17 protein-coding genes and 1 tRNA gene are annotated in these 20,238 nt (G+C 41.5%); 5 read left to right on the forward strand and 13 right to left on the reverse strand.

Going from position 1 to position 20,238, the window contains the following annotated elements; genetic code table 11:
- The first annotated feature begins 165 nt into the window (after positions 1-165).
- From RMA94_RS03235 to RMA94_RS03255, 5 genes are all read left to right on the forward strand, one after another.
- Positions 166-242 (forward strand) — tRNA-Met (locus tag RMA94_RS03235).
- A gap of 215 nt (positions 243-457) precedes the next feature.
- Positions 458-982, forward strand: coding sequence for a ribosome maturation factor RimP (rimP, locus tag RMA94_RS03240; protein ID WP_002114922.1), 525 nt, complete (start codon positions 458-460; stop codon positions 980-982).
- A gap of 37 nt (positions 983-1,019) precedes the next feature.
- Complete coding sequence (gene nusA, locus RMA94_RS03245; RefSeq protein WP_002115134.1) at positions 1,020-2,504, forward strand: transcription termination factor NusA; 1,485 nt, start codon at positions 1,020-1,022, stop codon at positions 2,502-2,504.
- Positions 2,505-2,514: 10 nt separating this feature from the next.
- Complete coding sequence (gene infB, locus RMA94_RS03250; protein WP_002114697.1) at positions 2,515-5,214, forward strand: translation initiation factor IF-2; 2,700 nt, start codon at positions 2,515-2,517, stop codon at positions 5,212-5,214.
- Entirely contained in the window at positions 5,214-5,615 is a 402-nt protein-coding gene (locus tag RMA94_RS03255; protein WP_002157043.1) for a ribosome-binding factor A, read from the forward strand. The genes infB and RMA94_RS03255 overlap by 1 nt, the downstream gene beginning before the upstream one ends.
- 58 nt (positions 5,616-5,673) lie before the next feature.
- Here RMA94_RS03255 and RMA94_RS03260 read toward each other — a convergent pair whose 3' ends face one another.
- From RMA94_RS03260 to RMA94_RS03320, 13 genes are all read right to left on the reverse strand, one after another.
- On the reverse strand, positions 5,674-6,078 hold the full coding sequence (locus RMA94_RS03260) for a Na+/H+ antiporter subunit G (protein WP_005065884.1): 405 nt from the start codon (positions 6,076-6,078) through the stop codon (positions 5,674-5,676).
- A gap of 11 nt (positions 6,079-6,089) precedes the next feature.
- The gene (locus RMA94_RS03265) at positions 6,090-6,365 is read right to left on the reverse strand and encodes a monovalent cation/H+ antiporter subunit F (protein ID WP_016142368.1); all 276 of its coding nucleotides are present in this window, start codon (positions 6,363-6,365) and stop codon (positions 6,090-6,092) included.
- Positions 6,362-6,889, reverse strand: coding sequence for a Na+/H+ antiporter subunit E (locus RMA94_RS03270; RefSeq protein ID WP_004794999.1), 528 nt, complete (start codon positions 6,887-6,889; stop codon positions 6,362-6,364). Before RMA94_RS03270 ends, RMA94_RS03265 begins: the two co-directional genes overlap by 4 nt.
- 2 nt (positions 6,890-6,891) lie before the next feature.
- Entirely contained in the window at positions 6,892-8,703 is a 1,812-nt protein-coding gene (locus RMA94_RS03275; RefSeq protein ID WP_126645062.1) for a monovalent cation/H+ antiporter subunit D, read from the reverse strand.
- Positions 8,703-9,071: a Na+/H+ antiporter subunit C gene (locus RMA94_RS03280; RefSeq protein ID WP_002115033.1), complete on the reverse strand. Its 369-nt coding sequence runs from the start codon at positions 9,069-9,071 to the stop codon at positions 8,703-8,705. The genes RMA94_RS03275 and RMA94_RS03280 overlap by 1 nt, the downstream gene beginning before the upstream one ends.
- Positions 9,068-11,917 (reverse strand): monovalent cation/H+ antiporter subunit A, encoded by a 2,850-nt coding sequence (locus tag RMA94_RS03285; RefSeq protein ID WP_130625603.1) that lies wholly within the window; start codon positions 11,915-11,917, stop codon positions 9,068-9,070. Before RMA94_RS03285 ends, RMA94_RS03280 begins: the two co-directional genes overlap by 4 nt.
- 294 nt (positions 11,918-12,211) lie before the next feature.
- Positions 12,212-13,597: an AAA family ATPase gene (locus RMA94_RS03290; RefSeq protein ID WP_311081841.1), complete on the reverse strand. Its 1,386-nt coding sequence runs from the start codon at positions 13,595-13,597 to the stop codon at positions 12,212-12,214.
- Positions 13,598-13,620: 23 nt separating this feature from the next.
- A complete protein-coding gene (locus tag RMA94_RS03295; RefSeq protein ID WP_017481956.1) occupies positions 13,621-15,123 on the reverse strand; it encodes a UvrD-helicase domain-containing protein in 1,503 nt (500 codons plus the stop codon).
- A gap of 9 nt (positions 15,124-15,132) precedes the next feature.
- The gene (gene hisIE, locus RMA94_RS03300) at positions 15,133-15,906 is read right to left on the reverse strand and encodes a bifunctional phosphoribosyl-AMP cyclohydrolase/phosphoribosyl-ATP diphosphatase HisIE (RefSeq protein WP_014208235.1); all 774 of its coding nucleotides are present in this window, start codon (positions 15,904-15,906) and stop codon (positions 15,133-15,135) included.
- A 174-nt stretch (positions 15,907-16,080) separates the two neighbouring features.
- The gene (locus RMA94_RS03305; protein ID WP_029423711.1) at positions 16,081-16,467 is read right to left on the reverse strand and encodes a VOC family protein; all 387 of its coding nucleotides are present in this window, start codon (positions 16,465-16,467) and stop codon (positions 16,081-16,083) included.
- Between the two features lie 26 nt (positions 16,468-16,493).
- Positions 16,494-17,807, reverse strand: a complete 1,314-nt coding sequence (locus RMA94_RS03310) for an NAD(P)/FAD-dependent oxidoreductase (RefSeq protein WP_311081846.1) — start codon at positions 17,805-17,807, stop codon at positions 16,494-16,496.
- 123 nt (positions 17,808-17,930) lie between these two features.
- Positions 17,931-19,550, reverse strand: coding sequence for an AarF/UbiB family protein (locus RMA94_RS03315; protein WP_311081847.1), 1,620 nt, complete (start codon positions 19,548-19,550; stop codon positions 17,931-17,933).
- Between the two features lie 12 nt (positions 19,551-19,562).
- A complete protein-coding gene (locus RMA94_RS03320; RefSeq protein ID WP_017481961.1) occupies positions 19,563-20,231 on the reverse strand; it encodes an SCP2 domain-containing protein in 669 nt (222 codons plus the stop codon).
- Between the last annotated feature and the right edge of the window lie 7 nt (positions 20,232-20,238).

The following is a 20,238-nucleotide window of genomic DNA, read 5'->3' on the forward strand; positions in this document are numbered from 1 at the left end:
GCGGGATGGAGCAGTCTGGTAGCTCGTCGGGCTCATAACCCGAAGGTCGTTGGTTCAAATCCAGCTCCCGCTACCAATTTGATTAAGGTGCAACTTAATCAAGCGAATATTGGATAAGTTTACATTGACTTTTTTCGATATTTGTATATAATTTTTGCACGTTGATGCGGGATGGAGCAGTCTGGTAGCTCGTCGGGCTCATAACCCGAAGGTCGTTGGTTCAAATCCAGCTCCCGCTACCAAGTTTCTTAAAAGAGGCTCACAGACAGGTGGGCCTTTTTGCACAGTGGACTATTGTTTTCTGTGCTAAATAGGGGCGATTAACGCCCTTTTTTATTGGTTATCGTATCGCTATCGTGTAGTGTCGACATCAATTGGTCAAATAGTCATGCTTCACTATAGTAGGTCTGTGTCGGTTAAAACAACCGATTGAATCGCACGAGAATGACGAGAGTAAATGAAATTATCAAATAAATCCCAAGCATTGCATGACTTAATTGTTCCTGCAGTGGAAGCATGTGGTGTCGACCTTTGGGGAATCGAGTTTCTCCCACAAGGTAAACGTTCATTATTGCGTATTTATATCGATAAAGCGGTAAGTGAAGATGCTGAGCCTGTAATTAATGAAGATGGTGAAGTAGAACTAGGCCGTGGTATTGGTGTACAAGATTGTGTGCGTGTAACACAACAAGTTGGCGCAATGTTGGATGTTCATGATCCAATTTCAGGTGAATATTCATTAGAAGTTTCTTCACCAGGTTGGGATCGTCCATTTTTTCAACTAGAACAGTTACAAGGCTACATCGGACAACAAATTGCTTTGCGTTTAATTGCAGCAGTAGAAAACCGTCGTAAATTTCAAGCAAAACTTATCGCAGTAGACCTTGAAAATGAAGAAATTCAGGTTGAAGTTGATGGGAAGCATGTGCTTGTGATCGACAGCAACAATATCGATAAAGCAAACTTGATCTATCAAGATTAAATTTATTTAAATTTTATAAGAAATCGGTAGGTGACTTATGGGCCGCGAAATTCTTACCGTTGTTGAAACGGTTAGTAATGAAAAAGGTGTTAGTCGTGAAGCGATCTTCGAAGCTTTAGAACAAGCTCTAGTTGCTGCCACGAAGAAAAGATTTTACGAAGGTACGCATGCTGAAGAAGCTCAGCTCCGTGTAGAAATTGATCGTAAAACTGGTGATTACCGTACGTTCCGTCAATGGACTGTTGTGGCAGATGAAGATCACGAGATGCCAGCTTGCCAAGATGCAATTTCTGATGTTGATCCAGCTAAATGGTCAATTGGTGACGTGCGTGAACTCGAAGTAGAATCTATTGAGTTTGGTCGTATTGCTGCACAAATTGCAAAACAAGTTATTGTACAAAAAATTCGTGAAGCTGAGCGTGCTTTAGTTGCTGATGCATATGAGTCTAAAGTTGGTGAGTTAATTTACGGTGAAGTGAAAAAACAAACCAAAGATGGCTTCATTATCGACTTAGGCGACAATGCAGAAGCTTATCTTGCACGCGAAGAGATGATTCCAAAAGAAATTCTTCGTCCAAAACAACGTGTAAACGCTATTTTATATAATGTTAACCGTGAAGGTCGTGGCGCTCAGTTGTTGTTATCACGCGCTAAGCCTGAAATGTTAATTGCTTTAATGAAAAAAGAAATTCCTGAAATTTCTGAAGAAATTATTGAAATTAAAGCAGCGGCACGTCAACCGGGCGTTCGTGCTAAAATTGCAGTGAAAACAAATGATCACCGTATTGACCCTGTAGGTGCATGTATTGGTATGCGTGGTACGCGTATTCAAGCTGTACAACAAGAGTTAAATGGTGAACGTATTGATGTAGTGGTCTGGTCTGATGATCCGGCTCAATACATTGCTAGTGCATTAGAACCAGCTGATGTTTCAGGCATCGTGCTTGATGAAGATGCAAGAAGTGCCGACATTATTTTTGCAACCAGCGATCAATTAGCTCGTGCGATTGGCTCTCAAGGTCAAAACGTTCGTTTAGCTTCTGATTTAACTGGCTACAAACTCGACATGATGCTTGAAGAAGAGTATCGTGCTCGTCAGCAAAATGAAGCTCAGCAATATCTTGATATGTTTGTATCACGTCTCGATATTGAAGAAGATTTAGCAATGGCATTGGTGGAAATGGGCTTCACTTCTTTAGAAGAGATTGCTTATGTTCCTGCTGAGACTTTTGACGAAATTGAGCTTGATGCTGAATTGGTTGAGTTATTGCAAAGTCGTGCAAAAGAAGCAGCCCTTACTGATGCTTTGAAACAGCAAGAAAATATTCAAGAACCGAGCGCAGACCTTCTCACTATGGAAGGCATGACTTCTGAGATCGCTTACTCGCTTGCCGCTCGCGGTATTATTACTGTCGACGATTTGGCAGATCAAGCTACTGACGATATCTCTGATATTGAAGGACTTGGTCATGAAAAAGCAGGTCAATTGATCATGAAAGCTCGCGAATCATGGTTTAACTAGGAGATGAAATATGACGGACAAGTCGATTAAAGAGTTAGCTCTCAGTGTAGGACGTCCTGTTGAGAAGCTCCTAGAACAGGCTCGTGAAGCAGGTTTGCCTCAACGTACAGCAGACGACATTATTACCACTGAACAACAGGATACTTTGGTCAATCACTTGAAAAAAGTTCATGGTCAGGAAAGTGGTAACACAGGAAAAATTGCGTTGAAACGTAAAACAACCAGTACCGCTAAAGTTGCAAGTACTTCAGGTAAAGCAAAAACGATTAACGTAGAAGTACGTAAAAAACAGGTTTTTGCTAAACCAAACCCTGAACAAATTGCAGCTGAAGCTAAAGCACGTGCAGAAGCTGAAGCTAAAGCACGTGTAGAACAGCAAACGCGTGAAACTGCCGAGCAAAAAGCGCGTCTTCAAACAGAGCAAAAAGCTAAAGCAACTTTAGATGCGATGCGTGCTGCTCATCAACAAGATAGTGCTGCACAGACAGCTCCAAAAGCTGCTGTTGTAGTGAAAAAGCGTGGTGGTGGTACAGTAAAACCTGCACCAAAACCAGCTGAAACTCCAGAACAGAAAAGAGCTCGTGAAGAGCAGTCAGCTCAGTTAAAAGCAACTGAAGAAGCTGCACGTCGTAAAGCAGCTGAAGAAGCTCAGCAACGTACACTTGAACAAATGCGCAAAATGGCGTCTAAGTATTCAAATGACGATGCTACTACGACAATTCGTGTGATTGATGATTCTCCACTTGCTTCAGGTCTAGTTGGCCAAGCTTATGAAGATTCATTTAAGCAAGAAGACCGTGAAATTAAACGCGGTGGCGCAACCACTAACCCACGTGCTGGGAAGAAAGGTGGTCGTCGTGGTCAAGAAGAGCAAAGCTTTGTTAACCATAACAAACGTGGTTTAAAATCAAGCCAAGCGAATAAGCATGGATTTGAAAAGCCAGTTAAAAAGCAAGTTTATGATGTAGAAATCGGTTCAAGCATTGTTGTTGCCGATCTTGCTCAAAAAATGGCGATTAAAGTACGTGAAGTTATCAAAACACTTATGAAAATGGGTGAATTGGTTAATCAAGATCAAGCTATTGATCAAGACACAGCGGCACTTGTTGTAGAAGAAATGGGCCACAACCCTGTTTTAGTTTCTGATACACAAGCGGAAGATAACTTGCTTGAAGCAGCTGAAGAAGCTCGTGGTGAGCAAACAACTCGTCCGCCAGTTGTTACCATTATGGGTCACGTTGACCATGGTAAAACATCATTGCTTGACCGTATCCGTCGTTCGAAAGTAGCGGCTGGGGAAGCAGGTGGTATTACCCAGCATATTGGTGCATATCACGTTGAAACAGACAAAGGAATTATTACATTCCTTGATACACCGGGACATGCGGCATTTACTTCAATGCGTGCACGTGGTGCTAAAGCAACAGATATCGTTGTATTAGTTGTTGCTGCAGATGACGGTGTAATGCCACAAACTGCAGAAGCAATTGACCATGCTCGTGCAGCAGGTACTCCAATTATTGTTGCAATCAACAAAATGGATAAAGAATCTGCTGATCCAGACCGTGTGTTAAATGAATTAACAACGAAACAAATCGTTCCAGAAGAATGGGGTGGTGATGTTCCGATTGCTAAAGTTTCTGCACACAGCGGACAAGGTATTGATGAACTCCTTGATTTAATTCTTATTCAATCAGAATTGATGGAATTAAAAGCATCTGCTGAAGGTGCTGCGCAAGGTGTTGTTATTGAAGCACGTGTAGATAAAGGCCGTGGTGCAGTAACTTCAATTCTTGTTCAAAACGGTACATTAAACATTGGTGACCTTGTTCTTGCAGGTTCATCTTATGGTCGTGTCCGTGCAATGTCTGATGAAAACGGTAAGCCGATTAAATCAGCAGGACCATCTATTCCAGTAGAAATTCTGGGTCTTCCAGATGCTCCAATGGCGGGTGATGAAGTTCTTGTTGTAAATGACGAGAAGAAAGCGCGTGAAGTTGCCGATGCTCGTGCTGACCGTGAGCGTCAAAAACGTATTGATCGTCAAAGTGCAATGCGCCTTGAAAATATCATGTCGTCAATGGGCAAAAAAGATGTTCCTACAGTGAACGTTGTTTTGAAAACAGACGTACGTGGTACTTTAGAAGCATTGAATGCAGCTCTACATGAATTATCTACTGATGAAGTAAAAGTTCGTGTAATTAGCTCAGGTGTTGGTGCGATTACCGAGTCTGATGTGATTCTTGCTGAATCTTCAGAAGCTGTATTATTAGGCTTTAACGTTCGTGCAGATACTACTGCTCGTCAGAGAAGTGACCAAGATGGTATCGATATTCGTTACTACAGCATCATCTATGAATTGATTGATGATGTGAAAGATGCCATGAGCGGTAAGCTTGCTCCTGAACATCGTGAAACAATCTTGGGTGTTGCGGAAGTACGTGAAGTATTCCACTCAAGTAAGTTTGGTGCAGCAGCAGGCTGTATGGTACTTGAAGGCACATTACATCGTAATAAACCGATTCGCGTATTACGTGATGATGTTGTAATTTTCCAAGGTGAGCTTGAATCTCTTCGTCGTTATAAAGACGTTGTTGATGAAGTTCGTGCTGGTATGGAATGTGGCCTTGCAGTGAAAGGTTATAAAGACATCAAACCACAAGATAAGATCGAAGTGTATGATGTTCAATTGATTAAACGGAGTCTTTAATGGCGGGTAGCCAACGCTTAAAGCGCATGGCGGATTCAGTACAACGTGAGTTGTCTGATCTAATCCGTCAAGAGCTTAAAGATCCTCGCTTAGGTGGTCTAGTGACCATCTCTGCGGTGAAAGTCAGTGCGGATATGGGTTATGCTGAAGTTTATGTCACTGTTATGGGACGTGAACTAGGTGATGAGCAAAGTGAAGCAGCAAATAAAGAAACTTTAGATGTATTAAATAAAGCTTCTGGTTTCTTGCGTCATGAATTGAGCCGTCGCATTAAGACTCGTATTACGCCTCGCTTACGTTTCCATTACGATAAGACGAATGCATATGGTAACTATATGTTTGGTCTAATCGAAAAAGCGGTACAAGATTTACCAGAACGTAAGTCAGATGATGAAGAGTAATTAAAACTCAAAATAAAAAAAGCCACCTTCGGGTGGCTTTTTTTATTGATTCAATTTTTTATTCTTTAGGAGGTTCCATTGGTGGTTTGTTTTGTGAAAAGCGCTGGCCAATTTTATAACGATCCCAAGGTAGAGGACGTTCAATAGCTTCAGGTACTTCACCACTCAGTGAGCGTAAACGTAAATGTAGCGCAGCTTGAGCAATTAAATTAGCTGAAACCGGCGCGGTAATGAAAGCTAAAAGGGTAATGAGTAGCTCAGCAAAACCGAACCGCCCTTGGAAAGCAAAAAAGATCATTGAAGCGATCAGAAAGCTTCCTAAGCCAAGCGTACTCGATTTAGTTGGTGCGTGTAAGCGCATGAATAAGTCGGGTAAACGGACCATACCGATTGAGCCAACTAACATGAAGAAGGCACCAAAAACCAGAAAGACCGAAACAATAATTTCCATTGTAAATTGCATTTGACCTCTCCTTAATCGATAACATGACCGGTTGTGAAGTAGCGTGCTAAGGCAGCTGTAGATACGAAACCTAGCATCGCAACCAGCAGTGCTCCTTCAAATAGAGAAGTCGTCATCCAATAAATGCCTAACACAACAATCAGGCAAGTTGCATTGAGGAAAAGCGTATCGAGCGCTAAAAGGCGGTCTACAATTGAAGGCCCCATAACCAGTCTAAAAAGGCAAAGTAGCATCGAGATTGTAATGGCAATCAAGCTAATACCTAGAGCATAGGGTAGGATTGTCATGCACTTGCCTCCGTTTTACTTTTCACATCAAAAATTTCCATAAGAGGAATTTCATAACGTTGTTTGATGTCTTGAATATCAGATTCAGTATTATCCGTGCTTAAAGCATGAACCAGAATATCCCCACGTTCTTGATCGATACCTGCAGAAACTGTACCTGGTGTTGTGGTAATGATCATTGCCAGTAAGGTATTAACCTGCTCATGTTCTGTTTCTAAAGGTACGCGATACCATTTAGGATGTAATTTTTTAGTAGGTCCCAAAACAAGTTTTGCGACCTTAAAGTTAGAAATAATAATATCCCAAAGAACCACAAAACATAGTTTAACCGCAGGTTTCCAGTGAATATGCGGTGTGCGAGTAATAAACGGTTTGACTAAGCGAGGGATAATTAAGCCCAAAAGCATAGCAGTCAAAAGATCACTCGCATCCAGACTATGCGCCAGCATCAACCAAAATAAAATGATGAGAACAGAAACAAATGGATGTGGAAACCAGCGTTCAAGCAAATGAGATAACTGCATTGTTATGGCTCCATAGGTTTCAATTGACTTTCATCAACAATGGTAGGCGTTTGGAGTTTGTCCTGTTGCTGAATTTGTCGTTGTTTATATTCAGAAATATGTTCGCCATTGAGCGTATCTTTCGAAATAATATCTGGAACAAGATAAGCATTATGATCTTCAACCTCACCGCCATACTTCGTTTCCGGTAAGTAACTTGGGTCATATGGCTGTACACTGATGACCTCACCGTTTTGATCTACTTTAAGAATAGAGTGTTGGTAAAGCGCATGGTCTTGGATCTGTTGTGCGGTGCTTAATGTGTAATGCTGAATTGGTGCAGCAAAAACAACATAAGCGATTAAACCAGCCAGTAATAGATAAATGACTTGATCGTTACGTGGCGGTGCGCGTTCCGGTAAAGCACGATAAAGAACATAAGCTGGCTGGATTGGATCTTCTTCTGGAGGAGTAGCGCGCCAGAATAAGATAAAACCAACACGTGTGAGAGCAATAATACTTAATAGGCTCACAACAAGCACAACACCAATAATCCAGCCTTGATAACTAGCTTCAACTGTCGCTTGTAAAATGAATACTTTTCCAAGAAAACCACTAAAAGGTGGTAATCCAGCCATCATCATCGCAATCAAGAAATAAGTCAGCATAGCCGCTTTTTCTTGTTTAATTCTTGGTGCAACTTTTAAATGATCTTTAAAATCTCCACGTTGTGAAGTGATCCATCCACAAAATAGATAAAAAGCTGCTCCGATCAATGTACTGTGTACTAAGTAATATAAAGCGCCAGACCATGCCTGTGTATTAGACATGGCAATTGCTGTAAGCAAGGTGCCAATTGAAGAAAGGACCATAAAGCCGACAAAGCGACGTAAACGATCTGCCCCAATTGCGGCAATCACACCATAGAGTGAAGTAATTAAGCCAATAGGGAGTAACCAGCTTTTTAAGATTTCTTGACTAAGTGCATCGTCAAATACTGTTCCATTTACACGTAAAATAGAATAGATCCCGACTTTAGTCATGATGGTGAAAATCGCAGCTACAGGCGTACTTGCAACGGCATAAGTTTTTGGTAGCCAAAAACCGACAGGAAGCATTGCTGCTTTAATACCGAAGACAACAAAAAGAAGTAAGGAACCAGCGACTGCTAATTTGTGTTGATCTGCTTCGAGTGTCGGTATAAGGCGTGAGACATCCGCCATGTTGAGGCTACCCACGCTGCCATAAATCATACCAAGCCCAATTAAGAAGAGGGCAGAGGCTAAAAGATTGATAATGACATAGTGAACACCAAGCTGAAAACGAGGTTTGCCTTGTCCATGTAAGAGCAACACATACGAAGCCATCAACAGGATTTCAAAAAAGACGAAAAGGTTAAATAAGTCGCCTGTTAGAAATGCTCCACAGATCCCCATTAATAGAAAATGTACCATGGCATGGAAATAGCGACCACGGGTGTCCCAATTGTCGCTTGCATACCATAGAACTGGTACTGCTAATGCATAGGTCAGTGCCAGCATAAAGGCTGAAAGACGATCAAGTACAAGCACAATACCAAATGGCGCTGACCATTCACTTAGTTGGTAAACAGTAATTTGACCCGTGCTGGCGTAACTAAGATAAACAATAGCTGTAATTAATCCGGAAATTGCTGAAACAAGACTAATGCCACGACGCCAAGGCTGGCGCCAGTCATCTTTTAAAGCACCTGCCCCAGGGTTACCTAACAATAATAAGATAAAAGCAGTAAACGCTGGGATGAGAATGCTAAAAATAGGCGTGTGTTGTTGCCAAAAAGATAAAAAATCAAACATCACGGCTCATCCTCACGTGGGTCGTATGTTGGGGAAGCATCTTCTTTAGCATCAACATGATCACTACCTGACTCATAACGGCTACGTAGCGCTAGTTGCACAATAAACGCTGTAGTTGCAAAACCGATCACGATAGCAGTTAACACCAGCGCTTGAGGAAGTGGATCGGTTATTTTTGTTGTTTCAGTTAAAATTGCCGGTGAGCTGATTTGTAATCGACCCATAGCAAATAAAAATAGGTTTACTGCATAGCCGATTACAGCCAATCCAAGCACAACAGGGAAAGTACGAGCACGTAAAATCAGATAAATACCTGTGGCAACAAGTAAACCAATAGCAGAAGCCAATAAAAATTCTAAACTGATCATGATGATTCCTCCCGATGTGGTACTGGACCGGACATACTCGAATGACGAGAGTCGCCTAATACAGAGATGAGCAACATTGTCGCGCCTACAACGGTGATATAAACACCCAAGTCAAAACTTGCAGCTGAAGCTAGATGTAGTTTTCCTAGAATTGGTAATTCAACATAGACATGAGCACTGGTGAGGAACGGACGTAACCAGAACCATGCTGCTATACCAGTCAGACCTGCAATCGTTAATCCTATGCCAATCCAGACTTCGTAAAGGCGGCCAGACTTCGCTTTTAACAGCTGTTCTGCTTGATCTTGACCTAGTGCAATATATTGAATGATTAGCGCCATTGAGGTGATTAGACCTGCAATGAAGCCACCGCCTGGATAGTTATGTCCTCGCAAAAAGATATAAACACTGACCACAAGCGCTAGTGGTAATACCCAAGAGGCTGTAATACGGAACATAAGCGGAGATGGATTAAAACGGTAGGTGAGACCTTGCGTCATGGTTGTGCCATGTACACGCATACCATCCATAAGACATAGAGCACCAATCGCAGCGATGCCTAATACTGTAATTTCACCGAAGGTATCGAAGCCACGGAAGTCAACTAAAATGACATTTACAATATTTGAGCCACCACCAAGTGGTAGAGACTGTTGGGCAAAGAACCAAGAAATCGAATTGTGATCACGGGTTAAAATGAGCCACGTAATCCAACCAATTCCTAAACCTCCAATAATTGCTAAAGCTGCATCTCTTAAACGTCTAGAGCGAAGAGACTCATACGGTGTTAGCTGTGGAAGTAACGATAAGCTCATTAGTAAGAGAACAGTGGTTACTACATCTACTGTAATTTGAGTCAGTGCTAAGTCTGGTGCTGACATAGTAACGAATACCATCGTTACAACTAGACCAATTGCACCACTAATAAGTACCGCCTTAATACGTTCATGATGGAACCAGAGCATCATCCAACAGCCTGAGAACAACGTCAGCCAAAGAACTACAGCAATCCATGGAGCATGGGTGAGTTCACGTGTACCTGTGCTCAGTCCTTGATTGAGTAAAGGCATTGTCACTATGATGATGCTAAAAGCGATGATCCAGAACAAATAACTTTGCAATGAGCCATTTTCAGTTTTTTGTTTGATTTTTCGGCTTGTCAGCAACAGATGTTTTAAAAATAAATCAAATAAGATGCGGCCTTGTAATCTACCTAGGCGCGGATCAAGGTCAATTTTACGAATCATGCCGTCTTTTGCTAAAGCAAAGTAGAACAGCGTACCGCCCACTAAAGCAATAATACTCATCACAAGAGGAGCGTTGAATCCATGCCAAATTGCAAGGTGTGTACCTGCAAATTCTGGTTGCATTAAGCTTGCTCTAGTTACGCTATTGACCAGTGGTTCTACCAATAACGAAGGCAGAATGCCGACCAAGATACAGAGTACAGCAAGAAGAATGGCTGGAGCACGCATCCCCATTGGTGGCTCATGTGCATCTTTATTTGGCACTTGTTTACCGATTGGACCGTCAAAGAACACACCATGCACTAAGCGAATTGAATAACTTACTGCAAAGATACCAGCCAGAGTTGCAATGATACTGGCAAAGATAACCGTTGAGCCTGAAAGATTTGCCAATAGCTCGGTAAAGAACATCTCTTTAGAAATAAAGCCGTTGGTAAGTGGTACACCTGCCATAGAGGCAGCGGTGATCATGGTGAGTGTGGCAGTGAAAGGAAGTAATTGCCAAATACCACTGAGTTTTCGAAGATCACGTGTGCCAGTTTCATGATCAATAATCCCTGCAAGCATAAACAGCGCTGCTTTAAATGTTGCATGGTTAATAATATGGAAAATAGCAGCGGCAACCGCTAAAGGAGAACCGATCCCAAGTAAACAAACAATAAGCCCTAAATGACTAATGGTTGAATAGGCTAACAGTCCTTTTAAATCTTCTTTGAAAATGGCAAAACACGCTGCCATACAGAGCGTAAATAAGCCGACAAACGTAACGATATTGTGATAGATCGCAGCGCCTATAAAGATTGGAAGTAAGCGGGCAAGTAGAAAAATCCCGGCTTTTACCATGGTCGCAGAGTGTAGGTAAGCAGACACTGGTGTGGGTGCCGCCATTGCGTTAGGTAACCAAAAATGAAATGGAAACTGAGCACTCTTCGTAAATGCGCCAAGCAAAATAAGCAATAACATTGGAATAAAAAGAGTGTGAGCTTGGATTGCATCTTTCATGCCCATGATTTCGCTAATTTCATAGGTCCCAGTGATTTGTCCCAAGAGAACAAATCCACCTAGCATTGCTAAACCACCCATCCCTGTAATAGTAAGCGCCATCCGAGAGCCACGTTGAGCAGCTTCATAATGGCTCCAATAACCCACTAACAAGAAAGATGAAATACTGGTGAGCTCCCAAAAGACTAATAAAATAATAAGATTATTAGAGAGCGAAATACCCAGCATTGCTGCCATAAACAGCATGAGTAACGTATAGAGTTTACTTAATGAATTTTTAGGGCCTAAATAATAATAGGCGTATATATAAATGAGTGTACCGATACCGGTAATAAGAAGAGAAAATAATAAACCAAGAGCATCGAGCCTGAAGCTTAGATTAATCCCTAATTGAGGTAACCAATCCCAACTTTGTTGAATGCTTGCACCACCAAGCACAGTTTTAGCTTGAGTCAGTAATAAACCAAAACTGGTTAAACTGACTCCAATTGCCCCTAAAGCCGTTACTCCACGCGAGAACCGTTGAAGCAATGAAACAAGGGTGGTGCCTAATATTAACGGTAATAAGATAATTATCGGTAGCACACTCGTATCCATATGTGATTTAGGCCGAAACCTAAAGGTGAAATTTTAATTTCAGAATAGATAGGAATTCAAAGAGAGTTCCAAAGCTTATTATTCCGAAAACCCAACCAAATTAGAAAATAAAGCGAGAAACAAGTTGTATTGCGCAACTTGAAGAATAAAAACGCAAAATGAAATTTATTGTACACTAAAAAAGCATTGAAAATCTGATGTTATTACATGTAGTAACAACATCTAGTTATTTGAGTACTTAAAAAACCGTATTCCACCATATATTTTGTGAGTGCAGTTTTTTGATTATAAAACTCAAACCGAGGGGCTCTCTTCCGGTGTGTCTCCCGCATGAATCATTCTTAATAATTCATTTTTCTGTTGTTCATTCAAACCCTGAATCTGCTGAAATAAAACCTCAATCTGTGCTGGTGTTGGGTCTATTAAGCTCGGAGGCTGTGCTTCTATAGAGGGTGTTAAAGGTTCGCTTCTTTGAAGTAAGGTATAGATATGTTCAAGCTGTTGCTTGGTCGTATTTAGGTCCAGATGGCTAATTTTACCATGCTCTAATTTTAGACATTGATAGGTCGAGGCATGTTCGAGTAGTTCTTCACGACTTCCTGTTGCAATAATTTGTAGGCAAGGGAATGCTTGATGAAGTCGATTTAAGATCTCGGAGCAATGAGTCGAGTCGAGCTGTGCATCAATCTGGTCAATGAGTAAAACGCCATCCCCCTCAAGGCAAGGGTTTAGGCTTAAAGGATTGAGTAAACAGAGTCGCCGGGCTATATCGCCTACTAAAGCAATCCAAGTTTTTGTTGTATTTGAAAGTTGCTGAAAAGGTAAAGTTTGATCTTCATAGTCGACCATGAGTTGTAGTCGAGGCTGATACTGTAGATAGAGGTCTTTAAGCTCAGGCAAAACGATATTCAATGCATTCTTGAGGGCGTAGAGATTGGGTGAAGTGAGCTGTTTAGGTTGTCCTGATAACTCTTTTTGGAGCTCATTTAATAATTCTGTTTGATCTTGCTGATCTGACTGTTTAGATCTAATTCGTTGTACTAGATATGCAGCTTGAGCATTTTCAATATCACTGATTTCTCGTAGCCATTCAAAAAAGCGTGTAAAAGTTGTAAACGGTAGTGGGCTGATGTCATAGGCTGAAATGGCTTGAGTAATGCCAGGTAAATTTTTATTAAGCAGATTAATATCATTTACAAATCGCTCGGCTGGGTAGTAAGCGATTAAGGGAAGTCCTTGTAATGGATCTTTTTTTATGACTTGTTGATAAAGAGCCATGGTTTGGTCAAGTTGCTGAGTTTCAACTTGGCTCACTCCAATCCCACTTGCATTTAGGGTTTTAAAAAGTTTCCAGCTACACAGCGAAGAATCTACCTGCTGAGCAGAGGTGCTTTCCGGTAAATGGCCAATTTCAGAAGGAACTTGAATGGTCACTTCAATTTTTGATTGTAGACGCGACTGAGTAATGTCTTGATCAGGCATGACAATACCGGGACTACGCAAATCTTTAAGGCGAGCAGGGAGCCAAGTTAAAGCATGGTAAGTATGTTTGAGTAACATACTTTTACCAGTTGCCTGTTCACCTAAAATTAAGGTGATTGGCTGTTTTTCATAGTGAAAGTGTATTTTAAGGTCGTGAAACAGAGCAATATGTTTAAATTGGACAGATTCAAGTTTCATAGGCTCACCTAAATATGAGCGCTTCAACCAACCGACTGACGAAGACTTAAAGGCGCCCTTAGTTTTAATTGTTGTATCAGATCATAAAGATGATGGATATTTAGACTTACTTTAGCACGAGTACAGGCAACGTACAGTAATCTTAATTCTTCATCGGTAATCTTGTGTTCTAACCCATTAATTTTAAATTGATAGTCATCTTCAATATGAACGCGGTTCCATTCTAAGCCTTTCGCTTTATGGGCTGTAGAGATGACGTAGTCAGCTTGCTCAAGTGGTGTAATCTTTGCAAGCGCTTTTTTTAGTGGGTCGGTGCCGTGGTCATCGACAAGTTTAACCAATGGCTTAATATCACTACCTTCATTAGTTTCACAGTATTCATGGACATCATGCCATGAATTAAACCATGCTAATTCAGGTACATCAGTAACCCGTTTTCCTTGCTTTAAGAGGCTTGCGGCATCTACAAAACGGTTTAGTTTTTGATGGTCAGCCTGCAAACTCACTTTATCGCCGTGAACTAAACCAGCTAATAAAAGTTCCATTGCACGAGCATTGGTGCGGCACAAAATCGCATCACGCATTTTAGTGTGTGGTTTATTTACAACACTTGATTTCTGGTTTGGATTACCAAGCAGAGGAACAGTTTCATTTAAGCCGCCCAGCAATGCATTGGCAACATCGGCAATCGTTTCACCAAAACGAAAAGAAGTGGTGAGGCGAGACTCTGGCAATGGTAATTGCTGCATGGCATTAATTGCACCACGCCACGCGTAGATTTGCTGATGTGCATCGCCAACATAGATAACCTGAGTATTTTTTTGACGAAGCAAAATGCCCAACATTAAAGGATCGGCATCTTGTGCTTCATCAAATAGTACATAATCGGCTGGAATGTTCGGTTCAGACAATGCCCAAAGTTTGAGGTAAATATCGTGACCAATTCCTGCTTGATGATTTGGGTCGATCGACTCTAACCAGCGGCGTTCAACAGCAGGGTAAAGATGAGTTTGTAGCTCGGTAATATCGTCTGGATGTAACCAGTTTGGTGCCTGAATATGTCGAGGAGCAGGGTATTGAGAACTGGTTGAACAGAAATAGCTGACAGCATTAGCGACAAGGCTTGCGAGGCGACTTGGCATTAAGACGTATTTTTCATAACGTCCACCCATCATGCGTCGTAAAGTAATAGGTTCTAGTCGATATTCTTTGGCAATAAAGCTTGGACTTAAGCGAGGTAAGCGTAATTTATCAGTCACACCTCGTGGCACACTGCGAAACGCGAGTGAGTGAAAAGTCCGGCAGTCTACATTACGATGAAATTTGTTTTGTGCTTCACCAGCAATGGCTTTGTTAAAAGCCAAATACATACCGCGCCGTTCAGGCATGGCATCGCTAATCATTTGTAACGTAGTAGTTTTACCTGTACCCGCATAGGCAATCACTTTAAATGATTGCCCAAGACGTCCGTTATCTATGGCAATAGCTTGCTCATAGGTGGCTTTAGGTTTTTCGATATTCGACACTGAGTGATTTTAAACCTTGTTGCGGTTAGCTTTTTCAACTAAACCAGATAAACCCTGACGACGAGCTAATTCGTCAATAATAAGTTGTGGATTAAGATCGAAATAACCCAGCATGACAATGCTATGGAACCACAAATCGGCAGTTTCATAAATCAAGTCATTTAAATTGCTTTCTGTATTTTGAGCAGCGTAGTCTTTCGCAGCAATAATAGTTTCTACGCTTTCTTCGCCGACTTTTTCCAAGATTTTATTGATGCCTTTTTTGTAGAGGCTTGCAACATATGACGTATCCGCTTCAGCTTGTTTACGCTCTTGCATCAATTGCCCTAAGTGAGCAAGTACATCAACTTGTTCAGTAGTATGAGCATGATCGTGGCTTTCAGTTTTGGCTTTGTCACCATAAATTGCAGTAGGGTCTTTTAATTGTGCATCGACAATTTCCCAGCCCTGTGGGGTGAGTTTACGGTAGAAACAAGACTCACGACCTGTATGGCATGCAATACCGCCGTGTTGCTCAACTTGTAATATGATTACATCGCCGTCGCAGTCTAAACGAATTTCATAAACTGTTTGGAAATGACCTGATTCTTCACCCTTGTGCCAAAGTTTTTGGCGAGAGCGAGAGAAATACACCGCCTGATTTTTTTCTGCTGTGAGCGCAAGTGATTCACGGTTCATCCACGCCACCATCAAAATACGTCCGGTTTGATGATGTTGAGCAATGGCAGGGATAAGACCTTGTTCGTTAAATTTTACTTCATCGAGCCATTGCGTGTTATTCATGAGGAATCACCAAAGAAATATGAACTATAAATTGATTTCAATCTGATGCTAAAAAATAGCTTGTATAGTGTACGGCATCAACGTCGCTTTGCGGAAAAATTCTTTGTCCTTTTTGTCTCTGCTAGCGTAATGAATAGCTTGTAACACTTACCAATCTGTAACTTATTCAAATGACTAGGGCGTGAGGATATTTGAAATCTCAATCAAATTTTGGTCTGGATCGCGAATGTAAACTGAAAGAATAGGATGCATTGCACCAGTACGCTCAATCGGACCTTCTTCAATTTGAATATTTAATTGATTAAGGTGTGCAACCACTTCTGAAATGGGAGTGTCTGAAATAAAACACAAGTCGGCAGATCCGGGAGTTGGCTGTAATGCCTTGGGTTCAAACTCGTTGCCTTGCTGGTGTAAATTTATCTTTTGATTTCCAAACTTTAGAGCCTTCCTATCACCTTTAAACGTGATAACTTCAAACCCCAATACGGTTTGATAGAAATGACAGGTAGATTCAATATTTGAGACAGTTAAAACAAGATGATCAAGATGGCTGATTTTCATGTGTTAATCACTATTATTTGGTGGGATTAATAGTCAGACAAAGATTGGCTTTCTAAATGAAATGCACTGTTTTCTTTAGGTAATTGAGCAACCTGATCATAGGCCATTTGTTGGAATGGCGCTGTTTTTAAGCCTGAAATTGTGATTGCCATTTCTTTTCGAAAATAAGGGATTTGATACATCCACGGAAAAACTAGATCTCTTAAAACTCCAGCCCACCAATGATCAGATTGATAAAGTGGTGTTAATAAGCGACTAAGAAATTGATAAAACTGGGTGGATGAACGGCGAAGCTGGTGGTAGTGCTGCCAGAGCAGGGACCAATCAATATTCTGGTTCTTTTGAGCATGTTGTAATGATTGAGAGAAAGCCCAAGCATCCAATAATGCCATATTTGCACCTTGACCTAACTGTGGACTCATTGCATGAGCTGCATCGCCAATTACCCCAATTCGACCTTGACCAAATTGAGTCATAACGACATCACGGTAGTTTGCAGATAGCCATTTGGGCTGAGTTGGACTGTTATATAAAATCTCTTTTAGCCATTCTGCAACTGTGGGCCAACGTTCTGAGACTTGCTTTAACCAAGCTTGTTTAGCCTGCTCATCTTGTAAAAAGCTTTGTAATTGTGGAGTAGGTAAGCTCCAAAAAACGCTTGAAAGGCGTTGTTGAGGTTCGGTTGGAATAGCTCCTGTAGGAAGAATTCCCATCATAATTTTCGAGCGATCATAAAATTGATGCAGAATTTCAGAGTCGAGTACTTGGCACTCAGGCACGATACTCCACGCCGCACCCCAAGGGTAAGCTTGGTCAACCTTTACCCATGCTTTGGGGCGTAATTGGCTACGAGCACCATTGGCAATAAGTACGGCATCAAAGCGAGCATCAACCTTTTGGTTTTTATGTATACTGAATAGCCGAATTTCATCGTTACGTTCTTCAAAACTTTCAACAGAGTGGTTCATACGCCAAGTAATTTGGCTTGAATATTCACTAAGCTTTTGAGTGAGCACATGACATAAAGTGGCACGGTGTATACCTAAACCATAAAGATTTGCTGATGCTTCGTGATAGTGACTGTTCACTAAAAGACGCTTGTCTGGAAGTTGTCCTTCTAAGCCTGTGACTTTCGCACCTAAGGTTAGGGCTTTGTCGAGCACACCTAAGTGCTCAAATACGGCTAAGCCCGCAGGTTGTAGCAGTAAACCTGCACCTACTGGAGATAACTCATCAACTTGTTCAAAAATAGTAACGTGGTTGCCTTCACGGGCGAGCAAAATCGCAGTGGCTAAACCTGCCGTGCCTGCACCAATAATGGCAAAATGAGGTGTTTTCATTGTTTATTCTTTTGAAGCATTTATGGGTTCAATTTAGCAATGAATGAATAGTTGAGCTATAAATTTTTTTAAAACTAAAGTTTTTCCATAAAAAATCCCTTGCACTGGCAAGGGATTTTGAACTTATTTCAATATGCGCCAAAGTGCTAATAAACTACTCAGCACAATCAGAATAATCGAGACAAACCAAGGACTAATAATCGCAATAGTCAGTAAAATCAGCATGCTACTACCGAACATCCAACTGCGGCGTTGTTGGTGTTCCATTTGCAAACGAAGTTGCTGAATTTCACGTAACTGACGGTCTTGCCAAGCTGACTGATTTTTTAAACCATTTAGGCTGTCAATAATTAAGCTTGGGAAATCTTGAGCACCTAAAAGCAGATCAGGTAATTGCTGGCCGAGCTCTTTTACATTTTTGACTGGGTTCATGTTGGATTTGACCCATTCCGTCAAAATTGGTTTTGCCAATTTCCAGATGTCGAGCTGCGGATAAAGGTCAGTCCCTAAGCCTTCTACATGCACTAAAGTTTTGAGTAGCAGCATGAGCTGTGGTGGGATTTCTAAATGGAAGCGACGAGCAATGTCCATCACTTGAATTAAGATACCCGCAAAATCAAGTTGATCCATTGGTTTAGACACCATTGGCCCAACAGTTCGGCGCATTTCACGTGCTAACGCGTCTTGATCTGTACCCGGTGGAATCCAGCCAGCTTGATGCACAATTTGAATAAGCTGCATAAAGTTGCTGTTCATGACAGCAAGCAACATGCGGGCAACCGTCATCTGGTCGTGTTTAGATAGCTCACCCATAATCGCACAGTCCAACGCAATAAAACGTGGATTGTTTGGATTAATGGTTTCTACAAAAACATTACCAGGATGCATGTCGGCATGGAAAAAGTTATCGCGGAAGACTTGCGTAAAGAAAATGGTTAATCCTTTTTCTGCAAGTTGTGCGCGGTCCATGCCTAGACGGTCAAAGGTTGCCGTATCTGAAATAGGCACACCAGTAATGCGCTCAGCCACCATGACATCTTTGGTGTCCATGTAGACTTCTGGCACATACATCATAGTTGAGCCAGTAAAGTAATGGCGCATACGACGTGTGTTATCTGCCTCAATACTCAAGTCCAGTTCATTTAAAATGATCTGGCGGTAGTCTTGAATAATTTCGGTGAGATGCAATGCACGAGCAGCTTCAAGGCGGCTTTCTAAGGTATTGCCTAACCATGCCAAAATCTCAAAATCTTGTAAGATTTGATTGCGAATATCAGGGCGAGTCACTTTAACAACGACTTCGCGACCATCATGCAATGCAGCAGTATGCACTTGGGCAATTGATGCAGCAGCTAATGGCTGGTCATCAAAGCGAGCAAACAATGTATTAACGTCAGCTTTTAACGAATCTTGAATACGTTGTTTGGCAACATCTCCATCAAAAGGTTTTACTTGATCTTGAAGTAAAACCAGTTGAGCGAGTACCTCAGGTGGAATTAGGTCACGGCGAGTAGACAGTAATTGACCAAGCTTGATTGCAAGTGGTCCCATATCTTCTAAAGCTTCTTTAAGCTTTAAAGGATTTTTACGTTCACGACTCGACCATGCAGCTGGATGCATTTTAATAATATTTAATGCATGCTGAGCTTTAACTGGTAATTCATCCGCAGGGAACAACGTATCGAGTCTATAGTGCGCTGCAATACGCCAAAGTTCGAGTAAACGTGAAACGTGCGGAATCATATAAAGTCTTACCTAGTCTTGAGAGGGTTGTAGTTGTGCATTGAGTTGCTGCAATCTTGCTTCAAGACGGTCAATGTCTTGATTAAGCTTGCGAGTTGCTTGAGTTAAGTCATCCATTTCCCAGCGAGGGGCGAATAGGCCGCTATCTTCTTTTAAGGCATCTTCAGCAAAAAACAGATGGCTTTGCACCGAGCGTTTTAAATGTTTTGGTGCAAGTTGAATCTTGCCAATTTCATGAGCGAGTTGAGGACCCACCCATCTTGATAAATGCGCAGCTAAATCAGGTTCAGCTTGCTGCATAATTTTTTGAATATCCTGTAATAGGTGATAATCACCTTGGAGCGGGATATTCCCAATCTGGTCTGGATCGCTGACCAATAATTTAATCAGTTCAACGACATCTTTAACATGCAAAGTTGCGGTTGCTTCAGAAATTTTGAATTGGGCATCAAAAGGACGCTGTTCAAAAATAGAAGGCTTTTCACTATGACCTGTTACGGTAGGTTCAAGACGTACTTTTTCTTGGTCAAAGAACACATCGACAGAAAGCTGCGGGCTATCAATCACAACACGCAACATTTTGCCCTGTAACTGATTAAGCTGAATGCGAGTAACCGCATCCAAATCGATCAGATGATGAATGATACGTTCGACTGCACCAAGTGCCAAAATCGACCACATATCGTTA

The sequence above is a fragment of the Acinetobacter sp. V115_6 genome (assembly GCF_031799025.1).
GTDB classification, from domain to species: domain Bacteria; phylum Pseudomonadota; class Gammaproteobacteria; order Pseudomonadales; family Moraxellaceae; genus Acinetobacter; species Acinetobacter pittii.